The organism is Flavobacterium sp. (assembly GCF_027484205.1).
Classification (GTDB): domain Bacteria; phylum Bacteroidota; class Bacteroidia; order Flavobacteriales; family Flavobacteriaceae; genus Flavobacterium.
In genome coordinates, this window is sequence record NZ_JAIXUB010000024.1 from 280,254 (window position 1) to 304,389 (window position 24,136).

The following is a 24,136-nucleotide window of genomic DNA, read 5'->3' on the forward strand; positions in this document are numbered from 1 at the left end:
CTTTTTGTGTAACAAAAGATGCAAAATCAATAAAAAGAATCTAGTAAATTTGAATAAAATTTTATTTATGAGAGGTAATTCAAACATCTTTATGTACGTTGTTGTTGGAATAATTATACTTCACTTTGTAGTAGGATATATTTGGTTGATTTATAAATTTTCTAAAAAGAATGACAATAAATAATTCGTATTTATACTTTTTAATTTTCTACATTTGCACTCGTATTTAGGTTGTGACTTTGATTTTTCAAAGAAACATTAAAAGGGAATTTGGTTAAACACCAAAGCTGTACCCGCAACTGTAAGCTACAAAGCTTGTTGTTATCTACACAAACCATTGTTTCCTTAAAAAAGAGATGAGAAGGTCAACAACAAGACGCAAGCCAGGAAACCTGCCATTTACATTGAGTATCAAACTTTCGGGAAAAAAGGTTTGGGTATGGGTAATTCTATGCTTTTCTCCCATTTAATGGAACCATTTTTAATTTAAAAAATGAACAAAAAAGTAATTTTGACAAGTGCATTATTTGCATTTGTAACGACTTGTGTTTTGGCACAAGAAAAAGATTCAACTAGAACGAATCAAATTCAAGAAGTGGTAATTTCGGATACCAAATTTGCTCAAAGCAAAGAAAAATCAGGAAAAGTAATTGTGAAAATTACGCAAGAAGAACTTCAAAAAAAATCAGGACAATCTTTAGCCACAATTTTAAATTCCGTTGCAGGTGTTGAAATCAATGGAAATCAATCGGCTAACGGAAAAAACCTTGGTTATTATGTTCGTGGTGGAAAAAATCATCAAGTTTTAATTTTAATTGACGGAATTCCTGTGACTGACGCTTCGGGAATTAATTTTCAATATGACTTGCGTTTACTTCCAATAGATCAAGTGGAAAGTATCGAAATCATGAAAGGCGCAGCAAGTACACTTTATGGAACTGGAGCTGCAACTGCTGTCATCAATATTACTTTAAAAAAATCTTCTAAAAAATCGATTCAAGCAACTGCTTATTTGAATATTGGTTCTAACAATACTGCTTCAAATGAAAAATACAATGGACAAGATTTTAATCAAGGTTTTTCATTAAATGGTACAATAAAAAAGGTAAATTATTTAGCATCTCTAAATAGTTCTGAAACTAATGGAATGTCACAAATTGCTGAAACAATTCCAAATTCAAATTATGATTTTGATCGATTTTCAAGAATCAATTACAGTACGAAAATAGGTTTTAAAGCAACTGAAAAATTAACTTTTGATTTCTTTGGAAATTATGACAAAGTTACAAATGATTATGATTATGGATTTGACAATACTGGTTTTAACGATACTGATTTGAACCTATCTAAGTCAAATCAATTTCGATTTGGGTTTTCTCCAAAATATGAGTACGCTAAAGGAGAATTTGTTTTAAATTCGAGTTTTAATAAAATTGAACGTGAATATGATGAATTCAATACGTGGACAAGTGTTCTTGAAAATTCTAAATATCAATCAAGAAGTATCATTATTGATGCATTTAATAAATATAAATTTACTGAAACTTTCTTTCTTGTAATTGGTTCTAATTATCAGTTTCATGATATGGCATCGCAAACACCTTATGGAAATATTGAAAATGATAAAGTTAAATTTAATATGATGGATCCTTATTTTACAGGAGTTTATACTTCTAGTTATGGATTAAATTTGAATATTGGAGCAAGATTAAATGTTCACAGTGAATATGGAAATCAACTTGTGTATAATATAAATCCATCGTATAATTTGAATAAAAACATCAAAATTTTATCATCATTTAGCACTGCTTACATTACACCAAGTTTGTATCAATTATATTCTGAATATGGAAATTTAGAATTGACTCCTGAAAAAAATAGTACTATTGAAGGCGGATTTGATGTTTCTTTTTTTGATAAAAAACTAAGTTTTAATGCTGTTGGATTTTATCGTGAACAAGATAATTCAATTGGGTTTGATGCCTCTCGTTATATAAATGTTGATGGAAGTAATAAGGCAAAAGGAGTTGAAACAAATATTAATTATTTGATAAATAGAAAATTAAATTTAAATGCAAATTACACTTTTACTCAAGTTGATGAAGCTTTAAATCGCTTAATTCCAAAGCATAAAGCAAATGTTTCTTTAGATTTTTCTGCTTCAAACCGACTGTTTTTTAATTTGAATTATCAATACACAGACGTAAGAATGGATGCTTTTTTTGATGGAACTACTTTTGGGGTTGTTTCAACAAAATTAGATTCTTATCAGTTGATAAATGCTTTGGTTAAGTATGAATTGGTTAAAAACACCTTGACCATTTTTGGAAATGCAACTAATATTTTGAATAAGGAATTTGTTGAAAATATTGGATATTCTACTCGAGGAAGAAACTTTAGATTAGGTTTGAATCTTAATTTTTAGATTAAAATATGTTTTTGTCATTTCGACGGAGGAGAAATGACAAAAACAGTTTTATTTATTTTCTATATACATTTCACTTCGCAATGGTTCAAGTTCCTTAGCGTCAGATAAATGCTTGAACTTTTTTAGATTGTTTTGATTGCTAATTCTATTGCCATTTGAAATTAAATTCAAAGTATAATTTATCATTGGTTCAGATTGATTTCCTATTATTCCCAGATTTCCATAATCTTCAAGAAATTCAAAGTTAGCCAATAAACCTGTTTGATAATCGCCAAATCCTGCTGCATTTATTGTTTTTAAAACTAAAGGTTGCATAGCATATTTGTGATTGGGATTTAGATTTTCCTTTTTAAAATTAGGTGAATCATATAAAGTGACTGAACCTACATTTTTACCTGTAGTTTTATCACCAATTTGAACTACTTCAATATAAGGTTTCAATCCGTTGATGACTAACTCACTTGCAGAAGCCGTACTTCTTGAGGTTAGAATATAAATTTTAGATAAATTGAGTTTGTTTATTGCGGTTCCATTTCCAATTGTATTTGTAAAATTATTTACAAATTGACTTGGATTATTGTTTGCCCAATAGTTTTCAAGTTTTTCATTCCATTGTTGTTTTGCAAAAAGTTGACCTGTAAATTGACCGGTAATCATGCTTGCTAATCGTGTTGCGGTTGCAATAGAACCACCAGAATTGTATCTTAAATCCAAAATTAAATCTGTAATATTTTGATTTTTCAAATTTGCAAACGCATCATTCAATTGCGATTCATAACTTGGATAAAATCCGTTGTACATTAAATATCCAATTTTTTTATCACCTTGAGTGAAAGTAGATGTATTGTAAACAGGATTTTCCGACAAAGAAGTTTTCGTTAACGTAACCGATTCTCCATTAGGAGTAATATTTCCATTATCAAAATCAGCGAGATTTAAAGTGTATGATGTTTGCGAAAGTAACGATTGATAATTACTTGCGGTTAATGCAGTTCCATTTACAGCATAAAAAATGTCACCGCGTTGAATATTTTTAGTTGACGCATCAGAATTTGGAAGAATATAGCGAACCCAACCAAAAATATCCATTGTACTGCCACTTTTATATCTCAAACCATAATCAACACCATTATTTAAAGTGTTTCCAGAAAGCACACCTTCTAAAACAGAATAATCACTATAGATTACTGAAAACCGATCAATAGAATTGTTTGTTCTTAAGCTATTAAAAAGTGAAGTCGGATTTGAATAGTTTTTTAAAAATGAATTCAATTGATTTTGATTTTCAAATCGATCATCGGCTAAATTGGTAACATCTTTTTGCCACAAATAATACAAATTCATTCCTTTCCATATGAAATCATTTATTCGCAAATCATCTGGAACTTCTAAATCATCTTGTTTTTCGCAACTTATTGTTGAGATAAATAAAGAGAAAAATAACGAAATTAAAATAAATTTTTTCATGTGAGATGTTGATTTTCCATAGCTTGACTCAAATGTATTAATTTTTTTTAATTATATTGTAACAAAAATAATTGTAGTTCGTCTTCATTATATAACCAAGCAAACCAAATGAATCAAAACGAGTTTATAAAGATAGTTTCTCCATTTAAAGATAAGCTCTTTAGATTGGCAAAACGATTACTCGTGAGTACAGAAGAAGCTGAAGATGCAACACAGGAAGTTCTTGTAAAATTGTGGACTAAAAACGAAACACTTTCTGAATTAAAAAGTGTGGAAGCTATGGCGATGACAATGACAAAAAATTATTGTTTAGACCAATTAAAGTCAAAACGTGCAAGTAATATGACCATTGTTCATAATAATTACACGGACAATCAAGCAAGTTTGCAAAAAAAGTTAGAAGATAGTGACAGTTTGAATTGGGTTGAAAAAATAATTAACGATTTGCCCGAACAACAAAAGTTGATTATTCAAATGAGAGATGTTGAGCAATATGAATTTGAAGAGATTGCTAAAATTTTAGACATGAGTGAAGCAACAATAAGAGTTGCATTATCAAGAGCTAGAAAAACAATAAGAGAAATAATGACCAAAACACATAATTATGGCATTGGATAGAATAGAAAATTTAATTGACAAATACTTTGAAGGAGAAACAAGTATTGCTGAAGAAAATGAATTGAAAGATTATTTTTCTTCTACAGATGTTGCGCAGCATTTGAAACAATACCAAACCATTTTTGGTTATTTCTCTCAAGCAAAAGAGCAGCAGTTTACACAAGTGATTCCATTAACTTCGAAGTTTCGAGATAAAAAACGAAATATCGTTATGTGGTTATCAATTGCAGCTTCAGTTGTTGTTTTACTTGGTGTTGGTACGATGATGTATTTTGATTCTAATGATTCTAATCAATTTGTGAGTTGCAATTCAGAAGATGATCCTGAAAAAGTGATGCAAGAAACACAAAAAGCATTAGCATTAGTATCTGAAAAACTAAATACTGGCATAGAAAGTGTAAGTTATATTAACGAGTTTGATAACTCAAAAAATAGAATTTTTAAAAAATAAATCAATCAAAAAACGAATAGAAATCATGAGAAAATTAATTTTAATTGTCGCTTTAGTATTAGTATCTAATACTTTATTTTCACAAACAGTCTTTGATAAATTTGATAATCAAGACGATATCACTACAGTAATTGTAAACAAAAAAATGTTTTCAATGCTAAGTAAAGTTGATGCAAAAGATAAAGAGTCGCAGCAGTATGTTAACCTGATTAAAAAGTTAGAAAACCTTAAAGTTTTTGTTACTGCAAATGCAAAAAAAGGTTTAGAAATGAAAGCTGTTGCTGATAAATATCAAAAATCAGCAGGTTTAGAAGAGTTAATGCGTATCAATGAAAAAGGTAAAAGTGTAAAGATTTATGTAAAATCTGGCGCTACTGAATCTCAAGTAAAAGAACTTTTAATGTTTATAGAAGGTTCAGGAAAAGAAGAAACCGTATTGATGTCGTTGACAGGAAATTTTGATATTGATGAATTATCAGCATTGACAGATAAAATGAATTTGCCAGGTGGCGATGAGTTGAAAAAAGCAGGAAAAGGTAAAAAATAGGTTTCAATAGCAATTTCAAAAATCAATTAAAATGAAATCAATTTATATAGTATTAATTGCAGTTTGCTCGCTATTTGTAAGCTGCAATTCTGAACCAACTTTACAAAAGTTTTTTGTAGAAAATCAAGAGAAAAAAGATTTTATAGCTTTAGATATTTCTCCAACAATTTTAAATATTGACAAAGCAAGTTTGACTGGCGAACAGAAGAAAGCTTTAGAATCATTTGATAAAATGAATGTAATTGCATTCAAAGCAAATGATAAAAACAAAGCGGAGTATGAGGTTGAAAAAGCTAAATTAAACACAATATTAAAAGACGAAAAGTACCAAGAATTAATAAAAGTTGGTTCAGGAAGTCAAGGTGCATCAGTAAGTTTTGTTGGAACAGAAGATAATATTGAAGAGTTTATTTTTTATGCAAATAAAAAAGAAAACGGATTTGCAGTGGTTCGAGTTTTGGGTGATAAAATGAATCCAAATGATGTAATGAACATGATGTCGGTTTTGCAAAAAGCTAATGTAGATTTAGAGCAATTAAAACCATTGCAAGATATAATGAAATAGTTATTTTATAATTATAGGGTTAGTTGTAAAACAAAAATTCCGATTCGTAATTGAATCGGAATTTTTTATTTTTTAAAATATTTTAACGGAACAAACAACATTCCAAAACATTCACCATCACCTTTACCAATATGTTTGTGATGCATTTTGTGTGCTCTTCTTACACCTTTTGCATAAATATTGTTGGCATTTCTAAACAATTTAAAACGTTGGTGAATAAAAATATCATGAACAACGAAATAAGCTAATCCGTAGGCGAAAATCCCTAATCCTATAGAAATTCCTATCTCTAAAATTCCTTTTTGCCATAATAAAAAACATCCGATACTTACCACAGCATAAAAAATAAAAAACGCATCATTTCTTTCAAACCACGAATCGTGATCTTTTTTGTGATGGTCTGCATGAAGATTCCAAAGAAACCCGTGCATGATATACTTGTGAGTAAACCAAGCCATGAATTCCATTATAACAAACGTTAGAACAAAAACTAATACGTGTAACCACATAATTTATATAATATTTAATTTATAAGAGAAATAACATTTAGCGAAAAGACCATATTTTTGATAATCAGAAACTCTAATTCTAGTATTTTTAATTTCTGTTGATGGTGTTTTCTTTAATTTGGAAAGTAGTTTTTTGTAATATATATATGCTGTATAAACACCAAATTTTGCCTCTAATGGCAATCCAACAATTCCTTGGTAACCAGCTTCAAAATCGGCTTCTATTTCTCTAATGATTTCGTTTTTTGAAGTTTCGTCTAATTTTGTTAAATCGGTATTTGGGAAGTAAGTACGACTTAAATCTTCAAAATCAGCTTTTAAATCTCTAAGGAAGTTTACTTTTTGAAATGCTGATCCTAATCGCATTGCCGAATGTTTTAGCTCTTCATATTTTTCTTCATTTCCGTTTACAAAAACTTTCAGGCACATCAAACCAACAACATCTGCCGAACCATAAATATATTCGTTGTACTCTTCTTTAGTTTTGTATTCTAATTTTACCAAATCAAGTTTCATACTTTTCATGAAAGCATCAATCAATTCATTTGGAATTTGATATTTATGAACTGTATGCTGATATGAATTCAATATTGGATTCAAACTAATTTTACTTTGTAAAGCAGCTTGTAAATCTTTTTCGAATAAATCAAATAACTCTTCTTTATTATAATCGTGAAAAGAATCAACAATTTCGTCAGCAAAACGGACAAATCCATAAATATTATAAATATCTTGTCGAATACTTGGAGCCAACATTTTTACAGCAGAGGAGAACGAAGTGCTGTACGACTTAGTTACATTCTTGCTACATTCAAAAGATACGGTGTCAAAAAGTGATTTCATCTATTTAAATTTTAGCGGTGTTTTTTTATTAAATCTGCAACAAGTTTCCCCGAAATTAATGCTGGTGGAACTCCTGGTCCAGGAACTGTTAATTGTCCTGTAAAGTATAAACTTTTAACTTTTTTACTTTTCAGTTTTGGTCTTAAAAATGCTGTTTGTAATAATGTGTTTGCCATTCCATAGGCATTTCCTTTATATGAATTATAATCTTTTATAAAATCATTTACACAGAAAGACTCCTTAAAGATAATATTATTTTTTAAACTTTGCGCAGTTAATTTTTCCAAACGCGTTATAATTTTTTCAAAATATTCTTCTCTAAGCTCATTAGTGTCATTCAAACCTGGTGCTAATGGAATCAAAAATATTGCAGCTTCTTTACCTTCAGGTGCCGAATTTGAATCAGTTTTAGAAGGAAAACTTGCATAAAAAAGAGGTTCTTTTGGCCATTTCGGATTGTCATAAATATCTTGTGCATGAACATCAAAATCTACGTCAAAAAATAACGAATGGTGTTCAACATTATCAATTTTTTTATCAAAGCCAACGTAGAATAGGAGTGACGAAGGTGCAAATGTTTTCTTTTCCCAATATTTTTCAGAATAGGCGCGGTGTTTTTCATCCAATAAAGTTTCTGAATGGTGATAATCTGCTCCAGATAAAATGATGTCTGCCAAAACTCTTTCGCCATTTACTACTAAAGCTGTAGCTTTTCCATCTGTAACTTCAATTTTTTCAATATTAGCATTCACATTGATAGTAACTCCAAGTTTTTTTGCTAATTGTTCCATGGCAAGAACTACTGAATACATTCCGTTTTTCGGATGCCAAGTTCCTAATCCAAAATCAGCAAAGTTCATAAAGTTATAGAATGATGGCGTATCAGAAGGTTTTGCACCTAAAAATAAAACAGGAAATTCTAATATTTGAACTAGCTTTTTGTTTTTAAATCGGCGTCTGATGTCTTTAGAAATATTACCGAAAAACTGGTTTACTTTTAAGGCAGTTTCAACTGTAATTAATTCCAAAGGTGAAACTCCTGGACGATAGACTAAATCTTTAATGGCAATATCATAATTGCTTTGTGCTTCTTTCATGAAAGAGGCTAATTTTTCACCACTACCTTTTTCGATAGATTCGAAAGTAGTTATGATTTCTGGAAGATTATCTGCAATGGTTACAAATTCATTTACTCCAAAATATACTTGATAAGCTGGAGATAGTTTTATTAACTCGTAATAATCAGAAGGTTTTTTGCCAAAATCATTGAAGAACCTTTCAAAAACATCGGGCATCCAATACCATGTTGGACCTATGTCAAAAGTAAATCCGTCTTTTTTTAGTTGTCGAGCTCTACCACCGATAGTGCTGTTTTTTTCGAAGATAGTTACTTTATTGCCATCTTTAGCTAAGTAGCATGCGGCAGCCAAAGCTGAAAATCCTGAACCTATTATTTTTATATTTTTTCTCATATTGTTTAACAAAAATAGTAAAAAGTTAAACAATAAAAAAGTTTTAAGAAAATTTTATATGTTTTCAACTAATTCGTTGATTGATTTAAAGATTCTGGTCTTATTATTTAAGTTTTTTTGTTCTACATGATCAGTCATTCTTCCAATCAACCACAATTCTGAAGTATCATCAAGAATTTCTTCTTTCAAATCTTTGATATAGTTATTAATTTCTGCCTTTTCGGGCTCAACAGTCATGTAGCAAATATAAGTTATGTTATCGAAATATTTTTTTAAATCTTTCAAACTATCTAATGGAACACTTTCACCAAGGTAAATCGTTTTATAACCACTATGTAAAATTTCGTAGTTAAGATACATCAATCCCAATTCGTGAATTTCGTTCATCGGAAGATAAAGTACGAATAATCTGTCGTCTCTAGTGGGTTGTTGCGTCTGAACTTTTTCAGTATTTGTAAGTAATTTTAATTTTATCAAATAACTAATAAAGTGTTCATGAGCTGGAGTAATAGTGTCAGACTGCCATAGAAAACCAATTTCTTCCATTAATGGAATAAATACTTCATAGAAAATTTCTCTAAAAGATTTTTCTGAAAGAAGCGTATTGTATGTATTAAAAAATAGCGATTGATCAAAATTCATCATTGCCATTTTAAATGAGCTTATGGCATGACTTTTAGCACTTTTAGCAGAAACAATATCGCGTACTAATTCAGGAATTTTTTCTTGTGGCATTTTCGAAATTTTCGAAATTTTATAGCCATAATCATGCAATAATGTGATGTTCAAAAGCTTTTGTAATGCATTCAAATCATAAAAACGAATGTTTGTATCAGTACGCATTGGTTCTAAAACATTATATCGTTTTTCCCATATTCTAATGGTGTGCGCCTTTATTCCTGATAGGTTTTCTAAATCTTTTATACTGAAAGTATTTTTAACACTGTTCATTGTTTTGATGTTTTTGTTGAACAAAAGTACTAAAAAAATTAAACAAAAGATAAATTTTTGGATTTTTTTGGAAAATAGTCAGATTTTATGTGATAGATAGTACTTAAAAAAAAATTCCAAATCAAAACCTTAAAAGCATGCTTTCTGATTTTAATTTGGAATTTAATTCATCCGTGACTTCGATGGGATTCGAACCCACACGCCTTTCAGCACTACCACCTCAAAGTAGCAAGTCTACCAATTTCTCCACGAAGCCGTAAATAAAAAAAGCCAAGCAAAATGCTCGACTTTTTTTGTGACCTGGCTGGGGCTCGAACCCAGGACCCCATCATTAAAAGTGATGTGCTCTACCAACTGAGCTACCAAGTCATTGCTTGAAGAAATATTATTTTATAAATTGTGACCTGGCTGGGGCTCGAACCCAGGACCCCATCATTAAAAGTGATGTGCTCTACCAACTGAGCTACCAAGTCAATACATTTCCTCAATGCGGGTGCAAATATAAGACGTTATTATTTATTTTTCAAAGCAATTTTGTTTTAAATTTACCTTTTTTTAATAATATCTCTTAACGCCTTAATTTATAAGGTTTTATTTTATGAAAAAAGTTGTATTAATAGGTTATATGGGAAGCGGTAAGTCGGTTGTGGCAAAAAAATTAGCACATAATATTGGAATTTCCGTCGTGGAATTGGATAAAATGATTGAAGAAAAATGTGAAATGTCAATCGAAACACTTTTTTCTACAAAAGGCGAATTATTCTTCAGAAAGCAAGAACATCAACTTTTTTTAGAATTACTTTCAGATGATAAAAATATGGTAATTAGCACTGGTGGTGGAACGCCATGTTATTTCAATAATCATGAGTTACTTAATGATGAGAATGTGGTTTCTGTTTATTTAAAAGCTTCAATTGATACATTATATAATCGTCTTTTACAAGGAAAACAAAACCGTCCTTTAATAGCGAATTTAGGAGATGACGAAATAAAAGAATTTATTGCAAAGCATCTTTTTGATAGGAGTTTTTATTACAATCAAGCTACTTTCAAAGTTAATGTCGATGACAAAAGTATTGATGAAATTGTTAACGAGATAGTAAATTTACTAACTTAATTTAGCATAATTATTATTGTCTTCAAATACTACTGAAACGTGTTCATGCGATGATGTTGAAAGAGAAATTCCTTTAAAATCTACTTTGATAGGGTATTTTTTATGATTTCTATCAACTAAAACAGCAGTTTTGAATTTTTTTAATGGAACATCTAAAAAGTGTTTTACTCCATACATTAAAGTTGAACCAGAATTTAATACATCATCAACTAAAATAATGCCTTTGTTTTGATAAGTATCACTTGATATTGATGTTTTAATTTCCGAATTTGGATTTGTTTTGTCAATTATTACTTCACATAAAATTACTTTTATTGGTGAAATCGATTGTAAAGAAACTGCCAATTTTTCTGCCAATACATATCCATTAGAGGCAATTCCGGCTAAGACAATGTTTTCCTCATCTACGAAAGTTTCATAAATTTGATAGGCAATTCTCTTAATTTTATGTTCAATTTCTTGATGTGTAAGAATGATATTTTGGCTCATGGTTTTATTTTTTTGTAAATATAAAAAAGAGTTCGTTTCCTTCTCTTGGTTTTATGGAATTATATGCAGTTTCTAATTTTTTAATATTAAAATCATTCTCAAATAAAGACAAGTATTCAGTTTTTGAACCACCAAAAGGCGGACCAACTTCTGTCAATGGAAATTGAAATAGCAACCCAATAATTTTACCATTTGACATTAATAATTCTTTCATTTTTTGAACATAATCTTTTCTTAAAGAAGGTTCTAAGGCGCAAAAGAAAGTTTGTTCAATAATTAAATCATACTTGTTTTCATGTTCAAAAAAATCTGATCTTATCAATTGATTAGGATTACAATTTGGTATTCTTTTTAGAATGTTATCCAAAGGAGATTGAGCAAAATCTAATACAAACACATTTTGAAAGCCATTTTCAATCAAATATTCAAATTCGTAACTATTTCCTGCACCAGGAATTAATATTTTTATAGATTTATCTTGAATTTGATCGATGTATTCTTTTAAAGGAGTGGATATCGTTCCAACATCCCAACCAATTTCGTTATTTTTATAACGATCTTCCCAATAGGAACTATTCAGTTTCATCGATTTCGGTGTTAAATTCGATATCATCCAAGTCACGGCGGTCTTTTTTTGTTGGACGACCAGTACCTGTTTTTCTGTAATGTTCTTTAGATAGTTTTAATAATTCTAAATGAGCAAATGATTCAGCAGGCGTTTCATCTTTTCTGTAAACATCAACAAGTTTTGCACCAACCCGATTGGCAGGTATATCTAAAACCGAAATGATATGAGTAATTTGATCTTTTCTAAATGTGATTTTATCACTTGGAAAAACCTCTTTAGATGCTTTAGCAACCTGACCATTTACAGTAATATGGTTTTTTTTACAGGCTTCTGTAACCATATTTCGCGTTTTATAATATCGAACACACCACAAGTATTTATCAACTCTCATAATTTTTTCTAAAATCAACGTTAAATAGTTTACAAAAATAAATCAATATTGTATCTTGCGCACTCAAAATTACTATAAAAATGAAAAAAATTAGTGTAAGTATTCTTTTGTTTGTTGTATCATTATTTATTTATTCTTGTACGAAGGATGATGGAACATCAGTTGAACCTGCAAGAGATTATTCAGATCAATATTTAAAAGATATCGATTCAATTGATAAATTCATTGATACGCATTTTATGACTGTTGATACAGATTATAATGTTACTTTTACTGAAATCACTGATGAAACACCAGGAACACCAATAAGAAATAATCCAAATCTTCAATTTAAAATGATTGATAATTATGATGAGGATGGTGACGATTTTCAATATAAAGTGTACTACATTAAATTAAGAGAAGGTGTAAATGAAAGACCTACAAGAGTTGATTCAGTTTTTGCATCTTATAAAGGTGTTTTAGCAACAACAACTGCTCAATTTGATTATGCTGAACAACCTATTTGGTTTCAACTTGAAGGTGTTGTTCGCGGATGGAGTGAAATTTTTCCACTTTTCAAAACAGGTACTTATGATACAGATGAAGGTCCAAACCCTGTAACGTACGATAATTATGGTGCAGGAGTAATGTTTTTACCTTCTGGTTTAGCATATTATAATAATTCGTCTTCTTCAGGAACTATACCTGCTTATTCAAATTTAATTTTCTCATTTAAGTTATTTGAATTGCAGTACAAAGATCATGATAGAGATGGAATACCTTCAAGATTCGAAGTTGCAACTCAATTAAATAGTGATGATTCAAATTTAGATGAATACAATAAAGAAGCTAACTTTATAGATTATGATTCTGATGGTGATGAATATGCAAATATGTTTGATATTGATGATGATGCTGACGGTGTTCAAACTCGAGGAGAAATAATATTAACAACTAATCCTCAAACTTTATATCCTTTTTCAGGTATACCTGATTGTAGCGGTAATACCACTAATCCAACAAGAATTAGAAGACATTTGGATGCTAGTTGTAAGCCACCATATTAATTAAACAGTATATAAAAAACCCGATTTCAAATACATGAAATCGGGTTTTTTTATACAATTTAGTTTAGAAATTTATTTTCTCTTCAAAACTTTTTCTACTGCTTCTACAATAGCTTGATAGTTAAGTTTGTATTTTTCCATCAATTGTTCGGGTGTGCCACTTTCACCAAATGAATCTTGAACAGCAACAAATTCTTGCAGAGTTGGATTATTTAATGCTAATGTTCTTGCAACACTTTCGCCTAATCCACCAAGAATATTGTGTTCTTCCGCAGTAACAACACAACCTGTTTTAGCAACAGATTTTAGAATTGCTTCTTCATCTAAAGGTTTTATAGTATGAATATTGATTACTTCTGCTGAAATTCCTTTTTCTTCCAGAGCTTCTGCTGCAATCAAAGCTTCCCAAACTAAATGTCCAGTAGCAATAATTGTTACATCAGTTCCTTCATTTAAAAGTATTGCTTTTCCAATTATGAATGGTTCATCAGATGGCATAAAATTTGGCACAACTGGACGTCCAAAACGCAAATAGGCTGGACCATGATGATCTGCTAATGCAATTGTTGCTGCTTTGGTTTGATTGAAATCACAAGTATTGATTACCGTCATTCCTGGTAACATTTTCATTAAACCTATATCTTCTAATATTTGGTGAGTTGCACCATCTTCTCCAAGAGTTAATCCTGCATGAGAAGCACAAATTTTTACATTTTTATCAGAATAAGCAACTGATTGACGAATTTGATCATAAACTCTTCCTGTAGAAAAGTTTGCAAATGTTCCAGTAAAAGGAATTTTTCCACCAATAGTTAATCCTGCTGCAATCCCAATCATGTTTGCCTCAGCAATTCCAATTTGGAAAAAACGTTCTGGATGATTTTTTTTGAAATCGTCAAACTTCAATGAGCCAATTAAATCGGCACAAAGAGCGACAACATTTTCATTTTTTTGTCCTAATTCGGTCATTCCTGCACCAAATCCTGAACGAGTATCTTTACTTCCTGTGTTTGTATATTTTTTCATAATTCTAGTAGTCTCCTAAAGTTTCTGCGTTTTGTTCTAAAGCTTTTGCTAATTGCTCATCATTTGGAGCTTTTCCATGCCAAGCATGTGTGTGCATCATATAATCAACACCATTACCCATTTCGGTGTGAAGTAAAATACAAACTGGTTTTCCTTTTCCTGTTCTTGATTTAGCTTCATTTAATCCGTTAAGAATAGCTTCAATATTATTTCCTTCAGTTATTTCTAAAACATCCCAATCAAAAGCTTCAAATTTAGCACGTAAACTTCCCATGTTTAGAACTTCATCGGTAGTTCCATCAATTTGTTTTCCGTTTAAATCGACAGTAGCAATTAAATTGTCAACTTTTTTTGCTGATGCATACATAATAGCTTCCCAGTTTTGACCTTCTTGCAATTCGCCATCGCCTGTTAAAACATAAACCAATTGTTGGTCATTGTTTAACTTTTTAGCTTGCGCAGCACCAATTGCTACAGACAAACCTTGACCTAATGAACCTGCGGCCATACGAACTCCAGGCAAACCATCATGAGTTGTTGGATGACCTTGTAAACGAGTGTTAAGTTTTCTAAAAGTTGCTAATTCCGAAACAGGAAAATAACCACTTCTTGAAAGTACACTATAAAAAACGGGTGAAATATGACCGTTTGAAAGGAAAAATAAATCTTCACCAATTCCGTTCATATCAAAACCATCATTGCGTTTCATGACCTCTTGGTAAAGCGCAACAAGAAATTCGGCACAACCCAAAGAACCTCCGGGATGACCTGAATTTACTGCGTGAACCATACGAAGAATGTCTCTTCTTACTTGTGTTGTAAAATCTTGTAGTTGTTTAATGTCAGACATTTTTTGTAGTTATAAATTATAATTCGTCAAAAGTAAATCTATTTTTTTGGTGAGGCAAAAGAATTTATTACAAGTTATCAATACTATAGAATCACAAATAAATCTAAAATCTAAAATCTAAAATCTAAAATAATTTATCTTTGCTCCCGAAACTTTGGGAAAAACGCCTATATGAAATTTGATTTATTACAAAAAGATACCCACTCTAAAGCTAGAGCAGGAAAAATTACTACTGATCATGGAGTTATTGAAACTCCAATTTTTATGCCTGTTGGAACCGTTGCTTCTGTAAAAGGAGTACATCAACGTGAATTAAAAGAAGAAATTAATCCTGATATAATTTTAGGTAATACATACCATTTATACCTTCGACCGCAAACAGAAATTCTTGAAAAAGCTGGCGGATTACATAAATTTATGAACTGGGATAGGAATATTTTAACTGATTCTGGTGGTTATCAAGTGTATTCACTTTCAGCAAACCGAAAAATTAAAGAAGAAGGTGTAAAATTCAAATCTCATATTGATGGTTCTTACCATTTTTTTACTCCTGAAAATGTAATGGAAATTCAAAGAACAATCGGAGCTGATATTATTATGGCTTTTGATGAATGTACGCCTTACCCGTGCGATTATAGATATGCACAACGTTCTATGAAAATGACACATCGTTGGTTAGACAGATGTATCAATCATTTAGAAAAAGTACCAACAAAATATGGATATGATCAAGCATTTTTTCCAATCGTTCAAGGAAGTACTTATAAAGATTTGAGAATGCAAAGTGCTGAATATATCGCTAATTCTAATCAAGTTGGAAATGCAATTGGTGGACTTTCTGTAGGTGAACCTGCTGAAGAAATGTATGCAATGACTGAAGTAGTTTGCGATATTCTTCCAGAAGATAAACCACGATACTTAATGGGTGTTGGAACGCCAATAAATATTCTAGAAAATATTGCTCTAGGTGTTGATATGTTTGATTGTGTGATGCCAACACGTAATGCTAGAAATGGAATGTTATTTACGGCAAATGGTACAATTAATATAAAAAATAAAAAATGGGAAGCCGATTTTTCTCCTTTAGATGAGATGGGAATCACTTTTGTTGATACAGAATATACAAAAGCTTATCTTCGTCACTTGTTTGCAGCAAATGAATATTTAGGAAAGCAAATTGCAACCATTCATAATTTAGGATTTTATATGTGGTTAGTTCGCGAAGCTAGAAAACATATTATTGCCGGCGATTTTAGAACTTGGAAGGAAATGATGGTAAAACAAATGAGTCAACGACTATAAAAAAGAGAAATGAAAAAAGCTTTATTGATTGTTTTATTTTTTTCTTATTTAACTACAAATGCTCAAATTGTAAAAGAAGAGTTAGTAGGAAACTGGATTTATCATCGCTTTGAATCGGATAAAGAAGTTGATTCTATTGGAAAGAAATTGATGGTTAGATTTTTTGGTAAAATGTCTGTTAATCTTACTTCAGATGATAACTATCAGTTGTCAATGATGGGTAAAAAAGAAGAAGGAAAGTGGAGTTTTGATCAAGAAAAGCTATTCTTTAATTCTACTAAAGGAATACAGTCAAATTTTAGCATTCAAAAAAAAGAAGCCGATACATTGCGATTTGAAATGAAACCAAATGAATTCATTATATTAAAACGTGGTGAACAATTGGTTCAAAAAATTGATTTGAAAGTTGACGATTTTAAAACAGTTTCAGTAGATAAAAAACAAGTTTCTAAGAAATGGTTTATTACAAAAAAGATTGTACCAAATAAAAGTGAAAAGCAAATTGAAATGCTTGCCATTTTATTAGAAGGTTCTTATATTGATTTTAAACCTAATGGTAAATGTGAAATTTCTATTTTATCAATTCAAGAGACAGGAAAGTGGTATTTGAATGATAAAAAAGACGAGATAATTCAAGAAAAACCAGATGACACAAAAGTTTTTTGGAAGATATTAAAAGTTTCAGAAAATGAATTATTGCTGAACAAAGGAGATTTAAAAGAACAGTATTTATTTTCAACATCCGAAAAATAAGTACTCCATAATTAATAAATGTCTTAAAAAGAGATATGTTTAAAATAATTGATAAATACATTTTAAAGCGCTATTTAGTAACATTTTCAGTAATGGTATTGATGTTTATTCCTATTGGAATTGTCATTGATGTGTCTGAAAAAGTAAACAAAATGATTGCTAATAAAGTTCCGTTTAAGGAAATTGCAGTTTATTATTTTGATTTTACAATTTATTTTGCAAATCTATTATTTCCGATATTTTTATTTTTATCCATAATATGGTTTACCTCTAAACTTGCAAATAATACCGAAATTATTGCTATTTTAAGTTCAGGAATTTCATTCACTAGATTTTTACGTCCTTATATTGTAGGAGCAACTATAGTTTCTTTATTTGCATTAATAATGGGTTTTTTCCTTGTTCCTAAAGCGAGCGCAGGTTTTAAGAATTTTAGATATACGTATCTTAACAATTCAGGAACAGCAGGAATGCGAGATGATTCTGATGTTTATAGACAAATTAGTGATGATGAGTATATTTATGTAAGTAACTTTAATTCGGCTTCAAAAACTGCTTTTAATTTTTCTTTAGAGAAATTTAAAGAAGGTAAAATGTTATACAAAATTACCTCAAGCAGAATAAAATGGAATGAAAAGGATAGTACTTATACGATGTACAATTACAAGAAAAGAAAGATAGGTGAGTTAAATGATATTTTTGAAAGTGATGAAAAAAAAGATACTGTTTTTAAATTTGATTTAGAAGATTTAACGCCAGTTGTTTTCATTGCAGAAACTTTATCTTACTCAGAATTAACAAGTTTTATTGAAAAAGAAAGAGAAAGAGGTTCATCAAATATAAATACTTATTTAGTAGTTCTTTATAAAAAGTTTAGTATTCCAGTTGCAGCTTTTATTTTAACAATTATTGCTGTTTCGGTTTCATCAATGAAGCGAAGAGGAGGAATGGGAATGAATTTAGCTATTGGAATTTTGCTTGCATTTTCATTTGTATTTTTAGATAAAATTTTTGGAGTTTTAGCTGAAAAATCAAGCATGCCTCCAATAATTGCAGTTTGGATTCCTAATTTCGTTTTTGGAATTCTTGCTATTTACCTTCTTCGAAATGCTAAACGATAATACTAAAAGTTATCTTCATCTTCATTTGATAGTTTTCATTTGGGGATTTACAGCAATTTTAGGCAGACTAATTTCTCTTAATGCATTACCTTTAGTTTGGTATCGTATGTTGTTTGCGGTAGGATTTATTTTTATTTACATAAAATATAAAAAAACACCAATTAAAATTCCAAGGCGAATTTTATTGAAGTTTCTTGTTGCAGGTTTAGTTATTGCACTTCATTGGTTTACTTTTTTTAGAGCCATCAAAGTCTCAAATGTATCAATTACTCTAGCTTGCTTGTCAACAGGTGCTTTTTTTACATCACTTATTGAACCTATTTTCTTTGGAAAAAAAATCATTTGGTACGAAATTTTCTTCGGATTAATAGTTGTTTTTGGTCTTTCAATCATATTCAATGTTGAAGGAAGATATGTTGAGGGAATTGTTTTAGCATTAACTTCTGCCTTTCTTTCAGCTTCTTTTGCGGTTATAAATAGTAAGTTTGTTAAAGAATATGATCCAACAGTAATTTCTTATTACGAGTTATCTGGAGGTGTTTTGTTTTTTTCCATATTTCTGCTTTTTACCAATAGTTTTAGTGCAGCATTTTTTACATTATCAATTAATGATATTATCTATTTAATAATTTTAAGTTCGGTTTGTACTGCTTATGCTTTCATCGCTTCAACAGCTGTTATGAAGTTTTTAAGTCCTTATACTGTGATGCTTACCATAAATTTAGAACCCATTTACGGAATAATTTTAGCAGTACTTATATTTGAAGATAAAGAACAAATGAGTCCACAATTTTATGTTGGCGCAGTAATTATTTTGATAACTGTTATTTTAAATGGAATTATAAAAAGCAGATTAAAAGCAACTTAGCATTTGTTTACAACTTATCCTGTAAAATTACTTTTACAGAAGATTTAAAATTTTATCTTTGTAATTCGAATTTTAATTAAAACGCACAAATCCTATGGAATATTTAGATTTTGAGCTTCCTATTAAAGAATTGGAAGACCAATTAGACAAATGTCAGATTATTGGTCAAGAATCAGATGTTGATGTAACCAATACTTGTAAACAAATCGAGAAAAAACTTGAAGAAACTAAACGTAAAATATACAAGAATTTAACAGCTTGGCAACGTGTTCAACTTTCTCGTCATCCTAACAGACCATACACTTTAGAACATATTACTACTTTAACTAAAGGAACATTTTTAGAACTTTTTGGCGACAGAAATTTTAAAGATGATAAAGCAATGATTGGCGGTTTAGGAAAAATTGATGGTCAGTCATTTATGCTAATTGGTCAACAAAAAGGAATCAACACCAAAATGCGTCAGTATAGAAATTTTGGTATGGCAAATCCTGAAGGTTATAGAAAAGCATTACGTTTGATGAAAATGGCCGAAAAATTCGGAGTTCCTGTAGTAACTTTTATTGATACGCCTGGAGCTTATCCTGGTTTAGAAGCTGAAGAAAGAGGTCAAGGTGAGGCTATTGCTAGAAATATTTTAGAAATGTGCCGCCTTAAAGTACCAATTATTTGCGTAATTGTAGGTGAAGGTGCTTCTGGTGGAGCTTTAGGAATAGGTGTTGGCGATAGAGTTTTAATGATGGAAAACACTTGGTATTCCGTAATTTCTCCAGAATCATGTTCGTCAATTCTTTGGAAAAGTTGGGAATATAAAGAACAAGCAGCAGAAGCATTAAAATTGACTTCAGCAGATATGAAAAAGCAAAAACTTGTGGATGATATTATTCCGGAACCACTTGGTGGAGCTCATTATGATAAAGAAACAACTTTCAAAACAGTAGAGCAATATATTATGAAAGCTTTTAATGAATTGAAAGATTTATCAACAACTGAATTAGTGTCACAGAGAATGGACAAATACAGTAAAATGGGCGAATATAAAGAGTAAAATCGTACAAAATTTATCTAAATCCGTGTCGTCCAAAAAGCTTTGATGACACGGATTTTTTTTTGGTTGTTAACAAAAAACAATTAGTTATAAACAAAAAATAGTAATAACTAAAGTTCACAAAAATTACAGAATTGGTTACTTTCGCTACATGGAAAATCTCAAAAATATAAACCCAATTAAAGTAGATAAAACTACGATAATCAATCTTGAAAAAGGAAAGTTACCTCCACAAGCATTAGACCTTGAGGAAGCAGTTCTTGGTGCGATGATGATTGATAAAAAAGGTGTTGATGAGGTTATTGACATTCTGCAATCAGATGCCTTTTATAAAGATGCTCACAAGCACATATTTGAAGCAATTTTTCAGTTATTCACAGATTCTCAGCCTATTGACTTGTTAACAGTTTCGGCTCAGTTGAAAAAGAATGCCAAACTAGAGTTAGCTGGAGGTGATTTTTACCTTATTCAGCTTACACAAAAAATATCTTCATCGGCACATATTGAATTTCACTCCAGAATTATTTTACAAAAATACATTCAAAGAAGTTTGATAAGAATATCTTCTGAAATCATAGAAGAATCGTACGATGAAACTACTGATGTATTTGATTTACTTGACAAAGCCGAATCGAAACTATATGAAGTTACTCAAGGAAATATAAAACGTAGTTCTGAAACAGCTCAAAGTTTAGTAATTCAAGCTAAAAAAAGAATTGAAGAAATTGCTAACAAAGAAGGTTTATCAGGAATCGCAACTGGTTTTGATAAATTAGATAAAGTAACTTCGGGTTGGCAACCATCTGATTTAGTTATCATTGCGGCTAGGCCAGGTATGGGTAAAACTGCGTTTGTTCTATCAATGGCTCGAAATATGGCTATTGATTTTGGACATCCTGTAGCATTATTTTCTCTTGAGATGTCTTCTGTGCAGTTGATTACTCGTTTGATTTCATCAGAAACAGGTTTGTCTTCTGAAAAACTTCGTACTGGGAAATTAGAAAAACACGAATGGGAGCAACTTTCTGTAAAAGTAAAAGATTTAGAAAAAGCACCTTTATATATTGATGATACGCCATCGTTATCTATTTTTGATTTACGTGCGAAAGCAAGACGTTTATCATCGCAACACGGAATCAAATTAATTATTGTCGATTACCTTCAGTTGATGACAGCTGGAGGAAACGGAAAAGGTGGCGGAAATAGAGAGCAAGAAATTTCAACAATTTCTCGAAATTTAAAAGCTTTGGCTAAAGAATTAGAAGTTCCTGTAATTGCACTTTCACAATTATCGCGTGCTGTAGAAACTCGTGGTTCAAGTAAAAGACCTTTACTTTCTGACCTTCGTGAATCGGGTGCAATTGAGCAAGATGCTGATATTGTATCGTTTATTTATCGTCCAGAATATTATAAAATTGAAGAATGGGATGATGATGAACAATCACCAACAGCAGGTCAAGCCGAATTTATTATTGCAAAACACAGAAATGGATCATTAGAAAATGTTCGTTTAAAATTTATAGGAAATTTAGGAAAGTTTGATAACCTTGAAGATTATGGTGGCGGATTTGATGATTTACCTTCAAAAATGAATCTTGGTGATGACAATCCGTTTTTTACAAAGAATTTGCCATCTGCTAATGAAGCTTTTGGAAGTAGTGCAAATTCAATTGATGATGATAGTGATGTTCCATTTTAACAATATTAAAAGTTCTGAGAAATCAGAACTTTTTTTTTATAATAAAAACACGTAGTTTTACGTGGTTCTATAAAATACTAATCATTTAATTTTATACGCTCATAGATTGTATATTAAAATGATTGATAATAAATTAGATAGTGATCAAATAATACAGATAATAAAGTTGCTTTTTATAGTTTCTTTATTCTTTGCACTATTAATAATTATCATTTTTCATTATTACAGAAATAAATATTTAACCCTAATAAATAATAAGTAAACATGGCACAAAACACAATTACACTAGAGCAAGCGCAAAAATGGGCAGCAAAATGGAGAGCTAATCCAGACACAAGAGTTATTGCATTTTTAATTCCTGAAGTTGATTTAACACAAGTAATGGCAGAAAGACAAACCGTTAATGTTAGAGCTTATTTAGGTATTGATGATAATAATGAATCTAAGTTAATGATTGTTGGTGTAGATTCTAATGGTAAAGATTTAATTGACGATAAAAATGGTCAATATATTTACGATTTCACTCAAGGTTGTCAGCCTAATTGTGATGTAAATAGTCCGTTATTTAACTTTTAAATGATGTTTAAGATATTTGAAATAGCAGCTAATATTTTTTTATACATAAATTTTATACTTTTTCTTCTTCGTTTTAACAAAGAAAATAAAGCTTTTAAAATTTATACAATATATTTAGGAATAATAGTTGCTGTTCAAATATCTTTAAAAACTTTTGTTTATTTTGGGTATGAAAATTTAATTTTATCTCATGCCTATTTTTGTGGTCAGTTCATAATATTAAGTTTATTTTATTTAGAACTTTTAAAAGAAAAATATCAAAGACAGATAATTAAATGGAATTTGGGTATAACGATGACTGTCGTTATTACGAGTTTTTTACTAAATCCATCCTCTTTATTTAATTATAACCCAATTGAAATTTTGTTTACTTCGATTACACTAATTGTCTATAGTACTTTTCATTTTTATAATATGCTTTCAAATAAAAAAGAGTTTTATTACATAAATTGTGGAGTTTTAATCTACTTATTTGGAAGTACAGTAACTTTTTTACCGAGAAATCTTCATTATAAATTTGATGTTTCTTACTATAATGTTTTAGAACTATTGAATATTGTTTTATATAATGTGTATTTAATTTTCATTTTTATGGAATGGTTTAAACTTAATTCTAAAAAAGTAAATGAAGAATAATATTTTCTTAGTGTTCAATCTAGACGAAATGAATCTGGCTATAGGTTCTGTTTTTGTTGCATTTTTATTAATGTCATTTATAGTTATTTCTTTTTTTTACTTCTCTAGAAAGAAGATTATCCAAAAGGAAATTGAAAAAAAAAACTTAGAAATTAATCATCAAAAAGAACTTTTACGCTCAGTTATTTTAACGCAAGAAGAAGAAAGAAAAAGGATTGCTCAAGATTTGCATGATGACATTAGCTCTAAATTGAATGTTGTATCTTTAAATACACATCTTTTAAATACTCCAAATTTATCGGAAGAAGAGCTATTAGGAATTACAAATAATATTACCGATTTAACTCAAAAAGCTCTTGAAAGTTCAAGACGAATCGCTCACGATTTATTGCCTCCAGTTCTCGAAAAATTTGGACTTCACGCCGGAATTGAGGAATTGGTAGCCGAATTTAATACTTCAAAATCAGTTCATGTAATTTATAAAAATGAATTACGCTTTAATATAAATGAAATTGATAAACAACTTCATATTTTTAGAATTCTGCAAGAATTGTTAAACAATTCGATAAGACACGGAAAAGCTTCTGAAATTTCTATCGAATTTAAGACAATAAATGGAAAAGAAACGTGTGTTTATATCGATAATGGAATCGGATTTGATTTAAAATCAGAAGATTGCAAAAAAGGATTAGGAATGAAAAATATTGAAAGTAGAATCAATTTTTTAAACGGTACATTTTCAATAGAATCAAATAAAAATAAAGGTGTCCAAATTAATTTCACTTTTTAAAT

Annotated in this window: 26 protein-coding genes, 3 tRNA genes and 1 riboswitch; of the genes, 16 read left to right on the plus strand and 13 right to left on the minus strand. The window is 29.9% G+C overall.

Annotation, left to right across the window (positions count from 1 at the left end):
- The first annotated feature begins 211 nt into the window (after window positions 1-211).
- Window positions 212-415, plus strand: a riboswitch (cobalamin riboswitch).
- 78 nt (window positions 416-493) lie between these two features.
- Window positions 494-2,425 carry a TonB-dependent siderophore receptor gene (locus Q0049_RS12270; protein ID WP_298120168.1) on the plus strand — a complete coding sequence of 644 codons (1,932 nt, stop codon included), beginning with the start codon at window positions 494-496 and terminating at the stop codon, window positions 2,423-2,425.
- 51 nt (window positions 2,426-2,476) lie between these two features.
- Here the strand turns inward: Q0049_RS12270 and Q0049_RS12275 are convergent, their stop codons facing one another.
- Complete coding sequence (locus Q0049_RS12275) at window positions 2,477-3,895, minus strand: S41 family peptidase (RefSeq protein ID WP_298120170.1); 1,419 nt, start codon at window positions 3,893-3,895, stop codon at window positions 2,477-2,479.
- A gap of 108 nt (window positions 3,896-4,003) precedes the next feature.
- Between Q0049_RS12275 and Q0049_RS12280 the strand changes: the two genes are divergently transcribed.
- The 4 genes from Q0049_RS12280 to Q0049_RS12295 are packed head-to-tail and all read left to right on the plus strand — an operon-like array spanning window position 4,004 to window position 6,076.
- The gene (locus Q0049_RS12280) at window positions 4,004-4,513 is read left to right on the plus strand and encodes a sigma-70 family RNA polymerase sigma factor (RefSeq protein WP_298120173.1); all 510 of its coding nucleotides are present in this window, start codon (window positions 4,004-4,006) and stop codon (window positions 4,511-4,513) included.
- Entirely contained in the window at window positions 4,500-4,964 is a 465-nt protein-coding gene (locus tag Q0049_RS12285) for a hypothetical protein (RefSeq protein WP_298120176.1), read from the plus strand. Before Q0049_RS12280 ends, Q0049_RS12285 begins: the two co-directional genes overlap by 14 nt.
- Window positions 4,965-4,989: 25 nt before the next feature.
- A complete protein-coding gene (locus Q0049_RS12290; RefSeq protein WP_298120179.1) occupies window positions 4,990-5,511 on the plus strand; it encodes a DUF4252 domain-containing protein in 522 nt (173 codons plus the stop codon).
- Window positions 5,512-5,542: 31 nt separating this feature from the next.
- Window positions 5,543-6,076 (plus strand): DUF4252 domain-containing protein, encoded by a 534-nt coding sequence (locus tag Q0049_RS12295; RefSeq protein ID WP_298120182.1) that lies wholly within the window; start codon window positions 5,543-5,545, stop codon window positions 6,074-6,076.
- A 65-nt stretch (window positions 6,077-6,141) separates the two neighbouring features.
- Here the strand turns inward: Q0049_RS12295 and Q0049_RS12300 are convergent, their stop codons facing one another.
- From Q0049_RS12300 to Q0049_RS12330, 7 genes are all read right to left on the minus strand, one after another.
- Window positions 6,142-6,585 (minus strand): sterol desaturase family protein, encoded by a 444-nt coding sequence (locus Q0049_RS12300; protein WP_298120185.1) that lies wholly within the window; start codon window positions 6,583-6,585, stop codon window positions 6,142-6,144.
- A gap of 3 nt (window positions 6,586-6,588) precedes the next feature.
- Window positions 6,589-7,428 (minus strand): phytoene/squalene synthase family protein, encoded by an 840-nt coding sequence (locus Q0049_RS12305; RefSeq protein ID WP_298120189.1) that lies wholly within the window; start codon window positions 7,426-7,428, stop codon window positions 6,589-6,591.
- A gap of 11 nt (window positions 7,429-7,439) precedes the next feature.
- On the minus strand, window positions 7,440-8,900 hold the full coding sequence (locus Q0049_RS12310) for an oleate hydratase (RefSeq protein ID WP_298120191.1): 1,461 nt from the start codon (window positions 8,898-8,900) through the stop codon (window positions 7,440-7,442).
- 54 nt (window positions 8,901-8,954) lie between these two features.
- A complete protein-coding gene (locus Q0049_RS12315) occupies window positions 8,955-9,851 on the minus strand; it encodes a MerR family transcriptional regulator (protein WP_298120194.1) in 897 nt (298 codons plus the stop codon).
- A 174-nt stretch (window positions 9,852-10,025) separates the two neighbouring features.
- Window positions 10,026-10,107, minus strand: a tRNA-Leu gene (locus Q0049_RS12320).
- A 40-nt stretch (window positions 10,108-10,147) separates the two neighbouring features.
- Window positions 10,148-10,220, minus strand: a tRNA-Lys gene (locus Q0049_RS12325).
- A gap of 31 nt (window positions 10,221-10,251) precedes the next feature.
- A tRNA-Lys gene (locus Q0049_RS12330) sits at window positions 10,252-10,324 on the minus strand.
- 125 nt (window positions 10,325-10,449) lie between these two features.
- On the opposite strand from Q0049_RS12330, the gene Q0049_RS12335 reads away from it, so the two are divergent.
- A complete protein-coding gene (locus tag Q0049_RS12335; RefSeq protein WP_298120197.1) occupies window positions 10,450-10,968 on the plus strand; it encodes a shikimate kinase in 519 nt (172 codons plus the stop codon).
- On the opposite strand, the gene Q0049_RS12340 is transcribed toward Q0049_RS12335, so the two are convergent.
- The 3 genes from Q0049_RS12340 to Q0049_RS12350 are packed head-to-tail and all read right to left on the minus strand — an operon-like array spanning window position 10,960 to window position 12,416.
- Window positions 10,960-11,457 carry a phosphoribosyltransferase family protein gene (locus tag Q0049_RS12340; protein WP_298120200.1) on the minus strand — a complete coding sequence of 166 codons (498 nt, stop codon included), beginning with the start codon at window positions 11,455-11,457 and terminating at the stop codon, window positions 10,960-10,962. The genes Q0049_RS12335 and Q0049_RS12340 overlap by 9 nt on opposite strands.
- 4 nt (window positions 11,458-11,461) lie before the next feature.
- Complete coding sequence (locus Q0049_RS12345) at window positions 11,462-12,043, minus strand: SAM-dependent methyltransferase (protein ID WP_298120203.1); 582 nt, start codon at window positions 12,041-12,043, stop codon at window positions 11,462-11,464.
- Window positions 12,030-12,416 carry a S4 domain-containing protein gene (locus tag Q0049_RS12350; protein WP_298120206.1) on the minus strand — a complete coding sequence of 129 codons (387 nt, stop codon included), beginning with the start codon at window positions 12,414-12,416 and terminating at the stop codon, window positions 12,030-12,032. Before Q0049_RS12350 ends, Q0049_RS12345 begins: the two co-directional genes overlap by 14 nt.
- 80 nt (window positions 12,417-12,496) lie before the next feature.
- Between Q0049_RS12350 and Q0049_RS12355 the strand changes: the two genes are divergently transcribed.
- Window positions 12,497-13,465 carry a hypothetical protein gene (locus Q0049_RS12355; RefSeq protein WP_298120208.1) on the plus strand — a complete coding sequence of 323 codons (969 nt, stop codon included), beginning with the start codon at window positions 12,497-12,499 and terminating at the stop codon, window positions 13,463-13,465.
- A 72-nt stretch (window positions 13,466-13,537) separates the two neighbouring features.
- On the opposite strand, the gene Q0049_RS12360 is transcribed toward Q0049_RS12355, so the two are convergent.
- Window positions 13,538-14,491 (minus strand): transketolase C-terminal domain-containing protein, encoded by a 954-nt coding sequence (locus tag Q0049_RS12360; RefSeq protein ID WP_298120211.1) that lies wholly within the window; start codon window positions 14,489-14,491, stop codon window positions 13,538-13,540.
- Window positions 14,492-14,495: 4 nt separating this feature from the next.
- Window positions 14,496-15,341 (minus strand): transketolase, encoded by an 846-nt coding sequence (locus Q0049_RS12365; protein WP_298120213.1) that lies wholly within the window; start codon window positions 15,339-15,341, stop codon window positions 14,496-14,498.
- A 171-nt stretch (window positions 15,342-15,512) separates the two neighbouring features.
- On the opposite strand from Q0049_RS12365, the gene tgt reads away from it, so the two are divergent.
- From tgt to Q0049_RS12410, 9 genes are all read left to right on the plus strand, one after another.
- Window positions 15,513-16,643 (plus strand): tRNA guanosine(34) transglycosylase Tgt, encoded by a 1,131-nt coding sequence (gene tgt / locus Q0049_RS12370; RefSeq protein ID WP_298120216.1) that lies wholly within the window; start codon window positions 15,513-15,515, stop codon window positions 16,641-16,643.
- 9 nt (window positions 16,644-16,652) lie between these two features.
- Window positions 16,653-17,396, plus strand: coding sequence for a hypothetical protein (locus Q0049_RS12375; RefSeq protein WP_298120218.1), 744 nt, complete (start codon window positions 16,653-16,655; stop codon window positions 17,394-17,396).
- A gap of 35 nt (window positions 17,397-17,431) precedes the next feature.
- Window positions 17,432-18,517 carry an LptF/LptG family permease gene (locus Q0049_RS12380; protein ID WP_298120221.1) on the plus strand — a complete coding sequence of 362 codons (1,086 nt, stop codon included), beginning with the start codon at window positions 17,432-17,434 and terminating at the stop codon, window positions 18,515-18,517.
- Window positions 18,504-19,385 (plus strand): DMT family transporter, encoded by an 882-nt coding sequence (locus tag Q0049_RS12385; RefSeq protein ID WP_298120223.1) that lies wholly within the window; start codon window positions 18,504-18,506, stop codon window positions 19,383-19,385. The genes Q0049_RS12380 and Q0049_RS12385 overlap by 14 nt, the downstream gene beginning before the upstream one ends.
- A 94-nt stretch (window positions 19,386-19,479) precedes the next feature.
- Window positions 19,480-20,433, plus strand: coding sequence for an acetyl-CoA carboxylase carboxyltransferase subunit alpha (locus Q0049_RS12390; RefSeq protein WP_298120225.1), 954 nt, complete (start codon window positions 19,480-19,482; stop codon window positions 20,431-20,433).
- A 151-nt stretch (window positions 20,434-20,584) separates the two neighbouring features.
- Window positions 20,585-22,132, plus strand: coding sequence for a replicative DNA helicase (gene dnaB / locus Q0049_RS12395; RefSeq protein WP_298120227.1), 1,548 nt, complete (start codon window positions 20,585-20,587; stop codon window positions 22,130-22,132).
- 264 nt (window positions 22,133-22,396) lie between these two features.
- The gene (locus tag Q0049_RS12400) at window positions 22,397-22,708 is read left to right on the plus strand and encodes a hypothetical protein (RefSeq protein ID WP_298120230.1); all 312 of its coding nucleotides are present in this window, start codon (window positions 22,397-22,399) and stop codon (window positions 22,706-22,708) included.
- Between the two features lie 3 nt (window positions 22,709-22,711).
- Window positions 22,712-23,344, plus strand: coding sequence for a hypothetical protein (locus Q0049_RS12405; RefSeq protein ID WP_298120233.1), 633 nt, complete (start codon window positions 22,712-22,714; stop codon window positions 23,342-23,344).
- Window positions 23,334-24,134: a sensor histidine kinase gene (locus tag Q0049_RS12410; protein ID WP_298120235.1), complete on the plus strand. Its 801-nt coding sequence runs from the start codon at window positions 23,334-23,336 to the stop codon at window positions 24,132-24,134. Before Q0049_RS12405 ends, Q0049_RS12410 begins: the two co-directional genes overlap by 11 nt.
- Window positions 24,135-24,136: the final 2 nt, after the last annotated feature.